Annotated in this window: 7 protein-coding genes; 2 read left to right on the top strand and 5 right to left on the bottom strand. The window is 51.8% G+C overall.

The features are described 5' to 3' along the window. Positions 1 to 161: 161 nt before the first annotated feature. A complete protein-coding gene (locus FLT43_RS01180; RefSeq protein ID WP_087443717.1) occupies positions 162 to 545 on the top strand; it encodes a YmaF family protein in 384 nt (127 codons plus the stop codon). An 82-nt stretch (positions 546 to 627) separates the two neighbouring features. After that, positions 628 to 1,746: a mandelate racemase/muconate lactonizing enzyme family protein gene (locus FLT43_RS01175; RefSeq protein WP_087443718.1), complete on the top strand. Its 1,119-nt coding sequence runs from the start codon at positions 628 to 630 to the stop codon at positions 1,744 to 1,746. Positions 1,747 to 1,836: 90 nt separating this feature from the next. On the opposite strand, the gene bshB2 is transcribed toward FLT43_RS01175, so the two are convergent. From bshB2 to FLT43_RS01150, 5 genes are all read right to left on the bottom strand, one after another. After that, on the bottom strand, positions 1,837 to 2,514 hold the full coding sequence (gene bshB2, locus FLT43_RS01170; RefSeq protein WP_087443719.1) for a bacillithiol biosynthesis deacetylase BshB2: 678 nt from the start codon (positions 2,512 to 2,514) through the stop codon (positions 1,837 to 1,839). A 27-nt stretch (positions 2,515 to 2,541) separates the two neighbouring features. Next, a complete protein-coding gene (locus FLT43_RS01165; protein ID WP_087443952.1) occupies positions 2,542 to 2,892 on the bottom strand; it encodes a YojF family protein in 351 nt (116 codons plus the stop codon). 150 nt (positions 2,893 to 3,042) lie between these two features. Then, positions 3,043 to 4,956, bottom strand: coding sequence for a threonine--tRNA ligase (thrS, locus tag FLT43_RS01160; RefSeq protein ID WP_087443720.1), 1,914 nt, complete (start codon positions 4,954 to 4,956; stop codon positions 3,043 to 3,045). Between the two features lie 671 nt (positions 4,957 to 5,627). Next, on the bottom strand, positions 5,628 to 7,034 hold the full coding sequence (locus FLT43_RS01155; protein ID WP_087443721.1) for a BglG family transcription antiterminator: 1,407 nt from the start codon (positions 7,032 to 7,034) through the stop codon (positions 5,628 to 5,630). 290 nt (positions 7,035 to 7,324) lie between these two features. After that, entirely contained in the window at positions 7,325 to 15,307 is a 7,983-nt protein-coding gene (locus FLT43_RS01150) for an S-layer homology domain-containing protein (RefSeq protein WP_087443722.1), read from the bottom strand. Positions 15,308 to 15,436 lie beyond the last annotated feature (129 nt).

The raw sequence follows: 15,436 nt of genomic DNA, 5'->3' as shown, positions 1-15,436 counted from the left end.
TGCAAGGAGGGCTCTTGGCGGGAATCCCAGCCGCCGCATCCCCCGTCAGCACCGGGGCGCAGCTTGTCCCGAAGCCGCAAAATTGGCTTGACTTGAGCGGTACCATTGAACTCCCCCAATCATACGATGTAGGTAATCATCGATGGAAGGAGATTGCAATCATGGAAATCCCGGTTACCGGATTTGTGCATCATAGCGAGGAGGGGAAGGAGCACTCCCATAAGCTATATATTACTTCTTGGAATGGGAGACCTGTGCATGTACATGAATTTTCCGGCATCACGTCCGTAAATGTCGGTCATCGGCATGAATACGCCGGAACGACGGAACCGGCCCCGAGCGGAGTGCAGCATACGCATGACTATCATGCGAAGACCACATTCAATGCCGGACATTCGCATATTATCAGAGGCACGACGGGTCCGGCCATTCCCCTGCCTGGCGGCGGGCATATTCATATGTTCGAAGGAGTCACGACCGTGAATGGAAGCACTCCCCACGCCCATCATTATGAAGGCAGAACGGGGAATGAAATCTCCCGCTAAGGCGTAATTCCCTATTTTTTCATAAAATTACCGTCCCGGCACATACTAAGCGGCAAAACGACGTATAAGGGGGATCCGTTCCTTGCGGATACAGCAGATCGAGACCTTTCCGCTCTTCTATCGTCTTGCCCGGCCATATGGCGATGCCAATGGCCCGAAAATGTACCGGACGAGTTATATGATCCGGGTGACAACCGACACCGGCGTTACCGGATGGGGAGAATGCGCCGACTGGCTGCCGACGCTGCACTCCGGCTTCCATGAGCGGATTATTCCTTTTATGCTAGGCAAGCCGGTCTTCGAGCGCGGCACTTGGCTGCGGACGATCCAGAATTGGCATTCGCGCGCGGCTGCAGCCGTCAGCATGGCATGCACGGAAATTATGGCCCAAGCGTCCGGTCTGTCGGTATGCGGCCTGTGGGGCGGCAAGCAGCGGGATCGCGTGCCCGTATACGCGTCTTTCCAATCGTACAGCAAAGACGCGGATTGGAAGCAGCTGTCCCTGCAGCAAGTGGAAAGGGCATTGAGCGACGGATTCGACAAGATCAAGCTAAAAATCGGCGGAAAGTCTCTCGCTGAGGATCAGGATCATGTGCGGGAGGTGCAGAAGCTGCTGTCGAGCGGCATCGGCTTGGCCCTCGACGCGAATCAGAGCTATGACGCCACGGCGGCGCTGCAATGGCAGCCGCTGCTGCAGTCGTGGCCCAATCTGATGTGGCTGGAGGAGCCGCTTCCTGTGGCGCAGGTCGAAGAGTACGCGCTGCTGAGACAGCGGATCGCCGTCCCGATTGCCGGCGGAGAAAATCTTGGCTCGGCAGCGGCCTTCCTGCCCTTGCTGACGCGCCGGGCGATAGATATCATTACGCCCGATCCGATGCATATGGCCGGGATCGATGAATACAGGCATACGGTAGGCCTGGCGCGCACATTCGGCATGCGCGCGGCTCCGCATGCCTATGACGGGGCGCTGTCCCGCTTATACGCCATGTTCGCCCAGGCATGTATCGAACCGTGGACCAAAATGGACAAGGATTCGATCGAGCCGGTGGAATGGGACGTGATGGACAATCCGTTCACCCGCCTTGTCCCGCTGCGGCCGAAGAACGGTGCCGTCACCCTTCCTGAAGGAACGGGGATTGGAGTTGAACTGGATCTAGACCTGCTCGCGTTCTATCAATGGGACGGCAGCGCCTACGCCTAGGCATGCCGTCCCTTCCGGGCAGCTGCAGAAGCGCTCGCTTCTACCGTCCCTCCGGGCCTGGAGATGCCAGTTGGACAAGCTCCGCCTTTCCTATGCGCGAGCCCCTTCTTCTTCCTCGGGGAAGAGATACGTCCAGAACCGTTCCCGGCTGTATCGCGCGCGGAACGCCGGATCATCCACCGTTCCGCCGCCAAGCAGGTGCCGGACCTGGCTCTTGTGCGCATGAATCGCATGAATCTTCTGCTCGACATAATCGCTGACATCGTGAACCTCGTCCGCCGGGCCGAGCAGCTTCTCGCGGCCGGTGGCAATCGCGATGCACAGGACGCGGGGACGCTTGGCCGCCGGCATCCGCCCCACTGCCCGCACGACGGCGGCCCCGGTTGCGTCATGGTCCGGATGAACGCTGTACCCGGGATAGAAGGTATAGACGCATTCGGGCTCCACTTCCGCCAGCAAGGCTTCGATCCGGTCCGCGAGCTTCTCTTCGTCTTCGAATTCTATCGTTTTGTCATGGTATCCCCACATCCGCAGGTCGCGAATGCCGATGCGGCGGCACGCTTCCTCCAACTCTCCCTTGCGGATGATCGGCAGCGTAGCCCGGCTCGCGAACGGAGGATTGCCCATATTCCGCCCCATCTCCCCCAATGTCAGGCAGGCGTAGGTGATAGCCGTTCCTTCGTGAACATGTGCGGCCAATGTGCCGGCGATGATTCCTTCGTCATCCGGGTGCGGCAGGATGACGGCAATATGACGCTGTCTGTTCATATGATGTCTGGTCTCCTCTTCGTCATCTTAGAATGGTTCTTCGCTTAGCTGCAGACTGACAATCAGTCTGCCTTCTTGATCATGGCCCGCCATAATCAATCTGCCATGCGCCTGTGCCTGCTCGTCCCAATGGGTCAAGCCTTCCGCGTATACCCAGCCGCCCGGCGTCTTCAGTCCGACGCGGTACGGTCCCTTCCCGGCGATGGAGCCTTCCGCATAGCGGATGACGGTATTGGTGACGAAGGCGGAAGCGGTATGCTTCGTCTTGTCGCGATGAGACGCATAGGCCCCGGTCGTCATCTCGAGATGGAGATATAATGGCTTCTCTCGCCATAATTGCAGCGCATGCTGCACCTTCTCTGGCTGTATCAACTGCATATTCATTCCCCCGGACATGGAACAGCCCCTCGTCCGCCGGAGGCGCAAGGGGCTATCTTCTTGATATTGCCGCCGATGCGCGCAGCGGCGGCGGTTATTGTGCATCCATTTCTTTTAGTGTACCGGAATTTCAGAGAAATGGGAAGGGATCTACTGTCTCTTCCGGATTTCTGTCTCGATAAGCTCCGCCAATTCGTGAATGGGTTGCGATCCGAGATCGCCTTCGCCCCGCTTCCGTACAGACACGCTTCCATCCCGCTGCTCCTGCTCCCCGACGACGAGCATGTAAGGAATTTTGGCGCGTTGGGCTTCGCGTATTTTGAATCCGAGCCGTTCATTGCGGCCGTCGGCTTCGGCACGGATGCCGCGCGCTGCGAGCGCCTGCTTCACCTGAAGCGCATAATCCGTGAACATCTCGGATACAGGCAGCACCTTCGCTTGAACGGGGGCCAGCCACAGCGGGAAGGCGCCGGCATAGTGCTCTGTCAGAATCCCGATGAACCGGTCGATTGAGCCATACATTGCGCGATGGATCACGACCGGGCGATGCTTCTGGCTATCCTCGCCGATATAGGCGAGGCCGAATTTCTCCGGCATCTGGAAGTCCAGTTGAATCGTTCCGCACTGCCAGCTCCGCTTCAGGGCATCGAGGATATGGAAGTCGATCTTCGGCCCGTAGAAGGCGCCGTCTCCTTCGTTGATCCGATAATCGGCGCCTCGGCGATCAAGCACTTGCTTCAGCGCCCGTTCCGCCTCGTTCCACAGCGCCTCTGATCCCATGGAATCTTCCGGCCGGGTAGACAATTCGATCTTGTACTCGAAGCCGAAAATGTTGTAGAGTTCGTCAATCAAGGACATGACTTCGTTGATCTCGCTCTCGATCTGATCCGGGCGGACGAAAATATGCGCGTCATCCTGGCAGAACGTGCGGACACGAAGCATGCCGTTCAAGGCGCCCGACATCTCGTGGCGATGCACTTGACCGAACTCGCCAAGCCGGATCGGCAGCTCCCGGTAGGAGTGCAGGCTATTTTTGAAAATCAGCATATGTCCCGGGCAGTTCATCGGCTTCAGCGCAAATGTCGTCTCGTCAACCTTCGTGAAGTACATATTGTCCTTATAATGATCCCAATGCCCCGACTGCTCCCACAGCCGGTTGTTCATCATGAACGGCGTCCGCACTTCCTCGTAACCGCGCTGCCGCTGCAGCTCGCGCGAGAAGTTCTCCAGCTCCGTGCGAATCGTCATCCCGTTCAGCAAATAGAACGGCATGCCCGGCGCTTCCTCGGAGAACATGAACAAGCCCAGTTCTGTGCCCAGCTTGCGGTGATCGCGCTTCTTCGCTTCCTCCAGCCGGTGCAGATGCTCGTCAAGCTGCTCCTGCTTCACGAACGCCGTGCCATAGATGCGCTGCAGCATTTTGTTGTTCGCGTCGCCCCGCCAGTAGGCTCCGGATACCTTCTGCAGCTTGAACGCCTTGACCCGTCCGGTGGACGGCATATGCGGACCGCGGCACAAATCAACAAATTCACCTTGCTTATAAATGCTGATGACCGCGTCCGCAGGCAGATCATCAATCAATTCCAGCTTCAACGGCTCTTCCCGTTGCTCAAATAGCCGCAGCGCTTCCTCACGGCCGAGCACCTGCCGCTCAATCGGCAGATTCTGTTGAATGATGCGCGACATTTCGTGTTCAATGGCCGCCAGATCCTCCGTGGACAGCGGCCGCTCGATATCGATATCGTAATAGAAACCATCCTCAATGACCGGACCGATCCCAAGCTTGACTTGATCGGCTCCATATATCCGCTGAATGGCTTGGGCCATGACATGCGCCGTACTGTGACGCAGGATGCCCAGCCCTTCCAGGCTGTCCTGCGTAATAATTTCAACAAGGCTGTCATGCTCGATCGTCCGGTTCAGATCCACGAGCGCGCCATCGATTTTGCCGGCAATGGCCTGCTTCTTCAAGCTGGTGCTGATCGAAGCCGCCACGTCCGCGATGGTCGTGCCTTGCGTATACCTCCTGTTCGAATTGTCTGGAAATGTAACCTTGATCTCCATGCTTCAGCCTCCCTTTCCTCCATACTGGTCCAAGCTTGATGAACGCACGCGGGAACGCAAAAAAACGCAACTCTCCCTGACAGGGACGAGTGCGTTCTGCTCGTGGTTCCACCCTACTTCGACCTTGCATGGCCGCCTGGCAGGTTCGCTTCACTAGCCGTGCAGATGCAAGATCCTTCATTGGACATCCGGTAACGAGGATGAGACGGTGCCGCTTACTGCCGCCGCACATCATTCGTTCGACGGGTTCAACACCACGGCTGCAAAGGGGTAATTCCGCAACCGTAGCCGAAGAAGCTCGCAGCTTGCGCTTCTCTCTCTGGGCAGCCCGTGCAGGGAATCATGTCTTTGGTCATCGCCTGATGAATATGGACTTAATATTACACACGTATTTCGAAAAAAGTCAAGTCCCTTGCTCACGTTGATTTTTCTGCAAAATACCGTTCGCGACCTTCTCCATCACAGACAGCTTGCCTAATGCGGTGAAGTGAAAAAAAGCTGTACCAGTACAGTTCCATAGAGTCGAAGCATATGTGAGCAGGGGTTCCTGCAGACATGCGTCAATTCCGCGTCAACGTTGGTTTTAAAAAGTAGATGAAAAGGGGTGTGAGGAAGGTGCCAGAGGGTAAAAGAAAAAACGGGATAGGTTACCCGTATTTACAATGCGCAGACTACATTTTTAATGTATCTTTTATGATATTGAAATCATTGCTGGTTGGGATTGGCCCGATATGGATGACAGGAATCCCATTAGTTAATAGAGTATAATTTTGCTGATTGGTCGTCACGATGACATCTATATTTTTATTGGAGGCAAAGTGTTCCATCTCGTGGACGTGATGTGCAGTCATAATTTTGACGAGTCCGCAAATATTTTCAAGCAACTTCAGCTTGACATATCTCATCACGCCGATTTCATTTACATACAATAATATCGTTTTTTCTTTTTGCTGCATTCTATATCCTTGCTTGCTGGCAACAAAGAACATCGTAATGTCTGCTACATCATCATCCCTAATTGAATCTGTATAATGAAAGTATTGATGCATGGCCTCATGGATTAAGGTAAAGAGAGTGAATTCACACTTTTTTATCTTTATCGCATGTTGATTGGCATAACTATGAATTCCTGTAATCCATCTTATCCTTGCATGTTTAGAATAATCATATACTTGTTGCAATAAAATGTTATCGTCGGAAAATGGAAAACGCGTTTTCTCTTCCATGTATTGAATCACTTTACATACAGAATCGATATAACATGGCTCTAACACTTCTACTATTTTGCCTTCGCTTCGTGGCACACCGAGCAGCAGTGCTGCCCCATAATGTAATTCATGAGAGCTTGCCCTAATATGAAGAATTTTTAAATGTCTTTCAATAATGGGGATCATCCATCGAAGCGGCTCACCTAATTCATAAAAAACAGAGGGACAATTTGTGATGAACTTTTTTTTACAAAGGCGGCCTTGCCAAACAGAAAAGACAATCGGAAGTTGTATGTAAGAAATGTCAGAAAACTTGAATCCTCCAGTTTGTTCAATTGTTTTCATAAGCGTGCGTATCGATGTTAACGTTTCTTGTTGGATAGGAGCCGTACAGTTCGTATTTAGATAATAGTCAAAATAAAACTGTCGTAAATGAAACTCATCTCCACTAATTTTTACTGGTTTTGTATCTAATTTTAGATGGTATTTTTTCAACTTTTGCTTTAATATCCTCATCATTTTACTGATTGCACTGACACTATAAAATAACTTTCGGCTGAGTTCTGTCAATGTACACCCTGTCTCATTATGGATGAGATATCTTATTAGATTTTGAAGTATATCGGTATCACTTACGACATGTGCGAATGGTAAAATAGGCTGGTTAGAGGGACGATTCAGGCGAATCCCCTTGCCCCTTTGGCTTTCCAGGAACCAAGTATCCGGCAAAAAAGACTTTAGCGTTTTAAGATCTTTTCTTATCGTGCTAACAGAACAGCTCAGCACCGCGGCTAATTGTTGAGCTGTCATCCAATCATTATGTTCAACTAAATATTGGTATAAAAGAACAAGTCGATTTGAAGATTTCACGCTTGCAATCACCTCTGATGTGTTCCCGACCTGACAGAAATTTATCAATTTTATTTTGGAATATTAAAATATACATTATCATGGATAAAGTGAATAGAAGTATGTATTAGTTCACAACTAATTATGAAAATTTAACGGCAATCCCTCCCTGCCCTGCAGAGAAAACGGGAAACCAGAACAGAGAAATCAGTATGTCATTATGTTCATTTAATCATATTCATTACAGAAGCTCCTTCCGGGACAATCCTCGAAAGGAGCTTCATGTTATGCAGGCAAGGCTGCTTTACGCTTTACGGATGGATTCGATCCGGATGAACGGCCTGCCATACTTCATAGCCATCTTCGTTGCGGCTATAGTCATGATAATTCGTCGCTTCCAATACATGTGTATAGTACCATTTGCCCGGCTTATTGTCCGGCCACTGCTTCGCATGCTCATGAATATCGTTCGCCTTCACTTTCCGATTCAGCATACCGTTGATGAAAGCCATTGCTTCTGCACGCGTAATATACTGGTTCGGCTTGAAGGTGCCGTCCGGATAGCCTTTGATCCAGCCTTTGTTCGCAGCCGATACGATATACTTCTCCGCCCAATGTCCGAACACATCCGAGAACATGTCATTGGCTTGATCATTGAGCTGGTCGAATCGGGACGCAATCGCTGCGAACTCCGCCCGTGTAATGAAGTTACCCGGCTTGAAGGTGCCGTCCGGATACCCGGTAATCATTCCGGCATCTTCGAGCGTCGAGATCTGCTTGTTCGACCACCGGCTGCCGGTTACATCCGAGAAGGAGTTCTTATCGGAGATATAGTGCTCCCGGCTCTCATCCTCCATGAGACGATAGAAGATAGCGGCTACCTCTTCTCGGCTAATCCGGTTCTCCGGTCGAATCGTCCCGTCCGGATAGCCGGTAATGTAGTTGTAATGATGCTCCATCTCCAGCTTTGGTGTTTCCGTCCCCGCCTGTGACGCATCCGTCTCCGGTTCTATTGGTTCCTCCGGCGCCGGGTGTGGCGGTGTTACCGGAGATGGGCTTGTGTCCGTATTGCCCGAATCCGTATTGCCAGAATTCGATGAGTTTTTCGTGTAATAGAACGTGTATTCCTGTCTTTCCTGTTCACTGAACGTATACATATGGCTGGATGTCACTGGCGTATATTCCGATACATAGACCGGCGTCAAAGCTACCGTGTCTCCCGGCTTGCCGCTCATCGTCATCGGCGCAGCCAGTTCTAAGCCTGTCCCCTGCTCCACATACTTCACCAAGACCTGGCGCACGGTCTCCGATACGTCCTTGTTATAGAAAATAGTAAGCGCTTGGTCCTGTCGCTCATCGAATATATAAGAGTAATCTGGCATCTCCGGCTTATAGGTTACGCCAGATACCGTTATCGGAGTCGCCAGATACCGGATTTCCTCGCCGGACCGTCCTGTGACCAGCTCGGACTCATTCAGCACATGGTTCGTGCCTGCTTCCAGATGGTTAATCGTCAGAAGCTGGATATCAGCATCTTCACCCTCAATGTACTCAAACGTATACTCTTGAGCAGGATCCGTGGTAATCGTGTATAGCTCATTGTATCTTAAGGGCGTGTATACGACATCAGTTACCGTGATCTGATCTGCTCTTAACCACAACACTTCCCCTTCCTTGCCGATATAAGTGGAAGAGTCTCTCAACTTGTCCTTCGATTCCTGCTCCACGTAATGGACAGTTACTCTGTATGTCTCGATATTGATCTTCTTGTAGCGGAAGGTTACGCTGGCATCGGCTGCCACATCGCTCAATTCCTTGATGCTCTCGTCGTCTAACACATACCCCGAGACGTGCGGAGCATACGCCTTGAAGCTGCCGCCTCTTGCCGTCCGGAACGTCTCTTCGCTAATGGACGCGCCTTGTTCATCGACCGCCTTCACCGTGATCGTTACGACATCCGCCGCATACGTAAATACGATCTCCTTGTCGGTTCCGATCAGGGCCTGCTGGTTCGCGCCTGTGGTCAGCCTCCAGCCCAGTATGCTCGGCGCCGTCGCGTAGACCGTTTCACCGATCGTTCCGCTCATGATATAGCCCTGCAGCAATACGCCGTCTTCCGCTACGGCTTTGACTGCGACTTCATCATTCGCAAGCGTTCTGTACTTGAAGATGACTTCGCTGCCGTCGGCGATTACGGTCTGCGTCTGGCTTCCTACCAAGACATAATTCGCCACATTCGGCGCGCCTACCGTCACCGCCTCGCCCTTGCGCTGGCTGGCTATGATAACGGTGTCCAGTACGTCGTTCGTCACATAGTCAACCGCTTGAACCGGGATATCCACCAGATCCTTCGTATACTGGTATTCCACCGTCAACGCGGTTCCATTATAAGTAATCGTGTCAGCCGTACTTATTGCGGTGTAATGATCCGCCGCAAGATCCGGAACCGGGATTTCCCGCGTCTCGTTGACCGCGAACGTTTCGCTCGCCGTTTTGATGATACGGCCGCCTTCTGTCAGCACAACGGTTACATTGCCGCTCGCCTGGCTGTACACAAAGGTCAGGCTGTTGCTGACGCTGCTTACGCTGGATATCGTTTGCGTGATGGCTCCTTCCAGATTGTAGCCCGAGACGTACGGCGCATTGTAGCTGAAGCTCTCTCCCGTCGTCGCCGCCACATTGAAGCTTGGCGCCACCTCGTTGCCGCTGACGTCAACCATGCGGATCGCAACGACTGTCGCTAATGTGTCATAATCGAAGGTAACTGTCTCATCTTTATCTCCCACCACGACGCTTACCGGCGAAGAGTTAATTAAGCTGTAACCTTTAACCTCGAATGCGTCCACTTCAAAAGCTCCGCTGTTCTTCGGTCGGGTGATACCGTATTTGTATAAGTCCTCCGTACCGCTCTTCCCGATCACCGTGATCGTTACCGTGTAGTCAGGAACCACATCCTCGATGCTCTTGTAACGGAAAGTAACACTGGTGTCGGCTCCGATATCGATCAATTCCTTCGCGCTCTCGTCGTCTAATACATACCCCGAGACGTGCGGAGCATACGCCTTGAAGCTGCCGCCCCTTGCCGTCTGGAACGATTCCTCGCCGATGGACACTCCTTGTTCATTGATCGCCCTAACTGTAACCGTGACGACATCCGCGGCATACGTAAATACGATCTCCTTGTCGCTTCCGATCAGTGCCTGTTGGTTGGCGCCGGAGGTCAGCCTCCAGCCCAGGATGCTCGGCGCTGTCGCGTAGACCGTTTCGCCAATTGTTCCACTCATCATATAGCTCTGCAGCAAGACGCCGTCTTCTGACACCACCTTGACGGCGACTTCATCGTTCGCCACCGTTTTGTAGTGGAAGATGACCTCGCTGCCGTCGGCGATTGCGGTTTGCGTCTGGCTGCCTACCAGTACATGATCCGCCACATTCGGCGCGCCTATCGTCAACGCCTCGCCCTTGCGCTGGTTGGCTTTGGTAACCGTGTCCAGCACTTCGCTCGTCACATAGTCAACTGCTTTCACCGGGATATCCACCAGATCCTTCGCATACTGGTATTCCACCGTCAACGCAGTTCCACGGTACGTAACGGTGTCAGCCGTGCTCCGTGCGGTGTAATGATCCGCCGCAAGATCCGGAACCGGGATTTCCCGCGTCTCGTTGACCGCGAACGTTTCGCTGAGCGTTTTAATGATGCGGCTGCCTTCTTTCAGCACAACCGTTACATTACCGCTCGCCTGGCTGTACTCAAAGGTCAGGCTGCTGTCGGCGCTGCTTACGCTGGATATCGTCTGCGTGATGGCCCCTTCCAGATTGTAGCCCGAGACGTATGGCGCACTGTAGCTGAAGCTGTCTCCCATCGTCGCCGCCACGTTGAAGCTTGGCGCCACCTCGTTGCCGCTGCCGTCAACCATGCGGATCGCAACGACCGTCGCCAACGTTTCATAATCGAAGGTAACCGTCTCATCTTTATCCCCCACCGTGACGCTTACCGGCGAAGAGTTTATTAATTTGTAACCTCTGACCTGGAATGCGTCCACTTCCAAAGCTCCGCTGTTCTTCGGTCGGGTAATATCGTACTCGTATAACTCCTCCGTTGCGCTCTTCCCGATCACCGTGATCGCTACCGTGTAGTCAGGGACCACATCCTCGATGCTCTTGTAACGGAAGGTAACGCTGGTATCGCTAACAACATAGGTCAATTCCTTGGTTTTTTCGTCGTCTAACACATACCCAGGGACGTGCGGAGCATGCGCCTCGAAGCTGCCGCCCCTTGCCGTCTGGAACGCTGCCTCGCCGATGGGCGCGCCTTGTTCATCGATCGACTTGACCGTGATCGTGACGACATCCGCCTCATACGTAAATCCAATTTCCTTGTCGGTTCCCACCAGTGCCTGTTGGATCGCGCCTGTGGTCAGCCTCCAGCCCAGTATGCCGGGCGCCATCGCGGAGACCGTTTCGCCGACCGTTCCGCTCATCACATAGCTTTGCAGCGATACGCCGTCTTGCGACACCGCTTTGACTGCGACTTCATCATTCGCAAGCGTTCTGTACTTGAAGATAACTTCGCTGCCGTCAGCGATTGCGGTCTGCGTGTGGCTGCCTACCAGTACATGATCCGCCACATTCGGCGCACCTACCGTCAACGACTCTCCCTTGCGCTGGTTGGCTAGGGTAACGGTATCCAGCACGTCGTTCGTCAAATAGTCCACCGCTTGAACCGGGATATCCACCAGATCCTTCGTATACTGGTATTCCACCGTCAACGCGGTTCCACGGTAAGTAACCGTGTCAGCCTTGCTCAGTGCGGTGTAATAATCCGCCGCAAGATCCGGAACCGGGATTTCACGCGTCTCGTTGACCGCGAATGTTTCGCTGACCGTTTTGATGATGCGGCCGCCTTCTGTCAGCACAACCATTACATTACCGCTCGCCTGGCTGTACACAAAAGTCAGGCTGTTGTTGACGCTGCTCACGCTGGATATCGATTGCGTCAAGGCCCCTTCAAGATTGTAGCCCGATACGGATGGCGCCGTGTAGCTGAAGCTTTCGCCCGTCGTCGCCGCCACGTTGAAGCTTGGCGCCACCTCGTTGCCGCTGCCGTCAACCATGTTGATTGTTACCGTCGCCGCGGTCGAGGTGTAGGTAAAGATCATCTCGGCAACGCTGCCGTCCGGCGTAAACACATGGTTCTGGCCCGCGTCCAGAACATAGCCCGGAATCGAGAAGACGTCCGCTTCATCCCTTAGCGTGATTGGTTCTGTCCCCTTCAATATGCGCTTGGTGTAGCTGTATAATGTCAGACCATTGCCGACACCCTTGATAGTGACGTCCACATAGGCGGCGTCTATCGCATCCTCTAAAGGCGTATAATAAAAGGTTGCCGTTTTATTCTCGTCTACAATCGGATAGGTAATTGGATTGGTATTCACCGCACCGGTTGTAAGTATATAGTCTGGCACATTAGGCGCATATACCGTCAACGAGTCGCCCTTAGGCACTTCATAGCTTATCGAGCCCAGCGTTGTGATTTCCGCGCCTGATAAGTAATCCATTAATTGGACCTCTACAGTCCACACATCTTTATTGTATTGAAAGTAAATGGTTTGGGCGTCTGCACTAACTGTGGCGGTAACCGATTCTGCCTCTCCGCCCGCAAGCTGCCAGCCATGTATGGTCGGCGCCGGTATAGAAACAGACGAACCAACCGTTCCGGATAAATCATAGCTTTGAATCACCTGATCTATACCCGGCTCATAGATTCCGCTGCCATTCGTATCATACCAAGCCACCACATGGACCGTACCTTCCGTTGCAGCCTTATAATAGAACTTGATTTCAACAGCCGCTGCACCGTTGGACACATAAATATCCTGTGTCGTCTCGCCTATAATGGAGTAATCCACGCCGTTATGAGTCAAGCTTGGCGGAGCATGAATCTGGTGCGTATCGCCTACAGTCAGATCCTCGCTGCGTATATCTGTAATCTTCGCTCCTGTAGCCTCGTCATAAGCCGCAGCTTTCACCGTGCGCTTTATTCTTTCATAAACATAAGTCACGTTGATATCGTTAACACCATCATAGGTTACCGTGTCGGGCTCAACCGACTTATAGGTATAATGCTTTAAAACCTCCAGCCCTTCCACGGATTTCGGATCGTTCGGATAGGTCATGTCTTGGGGAACGCCTTTTACCAGAGAACGGTAAACGGTGCCTAAAGGGATGTTATCGATATCGACGATATTGATAATCAGTCCTTTTTCGGTAGTCTGCTTGGTATAGTAGAATATAATCTCGTGTTCCCCATTCGCGGCTACGCTGGCAATACTGTTGCCGTCAGGCGTTGTACTGTTATTTGCCGCTCCTTCATAATCGAATCCCCTAATTACGGGCGGATCATGCGAGAATGGTTTTCCTATTTCTGCGGCTACTCTATACTCGGAAAAGCTTTCTATAGGCGTAGCTGTGCCTTCATACATCGCTTTTATCGTTACGGTCGTCATGTTATCCGTGTACCAAAAAACAAACGGCTGCTCCTGTTCCGCGGTCGCGGGATTAATCTCGATAAAGCCGCTCTCCGGCCCGGTTAATTTATAACCTGGCACAGTCAGAGCGGGAAACCGAAACGGTTCATCGTTCGCTCTCATTTGCAGCGGAATAGTGTATAACGGTTCCTGCGGTTCTGTTTTCCCCTGTACTTTGCCTATGATATTGACCGTAAAGGAAGGCATTAAATCGCCAATATTGTTATGGCTGACAGGACCTACATTCCCCGCCCAGTCCACCGCACGGACATGAATATAACCCGTATCCGAATTATTAAGCGTAAATAATAGACCGTCTATATCGTCATTGTGCAAATACTGGGCTGGAACAACCGGATTGTCATTCTCATCCATTTCAGCGTAAGTTAACGGATCGTCATCTGCATTTTCGGATTTGTGAATTAAATAGCCTTTCGTCCCGCTTGTTACCATTTCTTCGAAAATATTTGACTTTTTGCGTTCGGTAATGTTCGGGTTCTGATCAATCGCTTCCACATAACCCTGATAGGTTGTCCCGTTATCCTTCGCCGTGATAAGTGTCTTGTATTGGGCCGTTCCGTTAGCTGAATGGTAGCTGGCCACGGGCGCATCCGGCGGCGCCTCATCGGTAGCGGCGTTGTCATTTAATTTGGTGTCATGTGTTAATTGAGCCAGGAAAAACACCGTGTTTGCGATAATATTTCTTTCGGCAACCGGAATGTTCGCATTGGTTGTGTGTCCGGTCTGGATAAAAGCGGTATTATGATACGTCGTTAAGTAATAGTTGCTGTGATATAGGGCATAACCTGTGCCATCATCATAGCCAACCGTATCATCGCCTTGATACAAAGTGCCGTTCGCATTGGCAAACTGCAACCAGATGGTTCCTTTGGCGCTGGATCCATTTACGTGCGTGTTATTTACCGATAAAATGTCTCCAGGTTTTATGACGTTCGGATATTTAAGCAAAAAACCGTCCCTCACCACCAACGCACGATTTGTTTGATGAGCAAGCCGTGCCACAGCACTATTCGCAATAATGCCTGCATAATGTCTCAGCTTCGTGTATTGCCAGCCTTCCCCTCTGTTAGCGGTAGAACTTGTAATGTTCTCTAAGCCTGTCCCTACATTAGAGTTCGATCTGTCAATTAGCGTATCATGTCCGAATAATACGCCCCTGCCAGTCTTTATAAAATCTTCAATGGCATTCACAGCGGCTTCGCTGGTATTGACGCTGCCGTTAAGGTCAGCCACGCCTATGATGACAACATCGATAACATATTTCCCTTCACTGTTTTTTAAATAGGCGTCGGGATTGGCGTCAAAGTTAGCTTGGCTGACATCCGTGATCCGTAAAAGGCTGTCAATATCTCCGACACCGGAAGTGCCTTGCAGCCAGTATTTTATATACGATTGGTTGCCAGCGTTGTAGAAGCCGCTGCTGCCGGGATATATGACGAGAACATTAACGGGTTTATTATATTTGGTGGATCTTGTTTCAAATTGCTCTTGCATATCCTCCGGCAAAGAAGGGTCGAATTTCCTCTGATAATACAGATAACCGTAATCATTGCCATCGTCGGGCGGCTCCCAGTTCACATCCATGCGGTTCGCCTTCGGGACATTTTCTCCCCACGCTTTAAAATCTCCGTCTTCATCCGCAGAGGCAGAAGCGTTCAGGGCATAAAACGGCACTGCCTGCAGAAGAAGGAGCAAGGAAAGAAATAATGCTAATGTTTGCCTCCACAATTTCATTCGATACTTCATTTTTGGTCTATCCCTCTCCTCTCATAGTATTTTGATTTTTTTTGTAATATAATGATAGTTCTTAGCTATCATTAGCGGTTTCCCCTAGCTATTGCACTCCCCTCCTATGTAGTGGCAATCTGGGTAGGT

Source organism: Paenibacillus thiaminolyticus (assembly GCF_007066085.1).
Taxonomy (GTDB): Bacteria; Bacillota; Bacilli; order Paenibacillales; family Paenibacillaceae; genus Paenibacillus_B; species Paenibacillus_B thiaminolyticus.
Note: the sequence above shows the minus strand (reverse complement) of the source record. Positions and strands in the feature narration are given on the sequence as shown.

What these genes read in the sequence shown, in the direction of transcription:
- FLT43_RS01180 (WP_087443717.1), top strand. Translation starts at nt 162, where the DNA reads ATGGAAATCCCGGTTACCGGATTTGTGCATCATAGCGAGGAGGGGAAG.
- bshB2 (WP_087443719.1), bottom strand. Translation starts at nt 2,514, where the DNA reads ATGAACAGACAGCGTCATATTGCCGTCATCCTGCCGCACCCGGATGAC.
- FLT43_RS01165 (WP_087443952.1), bottom strand. Translation starts at nt 2,892, where the DNA reads ATGCAGTTGATACAGCCAGAGAAGGTGCAGCATGCGCTGCAATTATGG.
- thrS (WP_087443720.1), bottom strand. Translation starts at nt 4,956, where the DNA reads ATGGAGATCAAGGTTACATTTCCAGACAATTCGAACAGGAGGTATACG.
- FLT43_RS01150 (WP_087443722.1), bottom strand. Translation starts at nt 15,307, where the DNA reads ATGAAGTATCGAATGAAATTGTGGAGGCAAACATTAGCATTATTTCTT.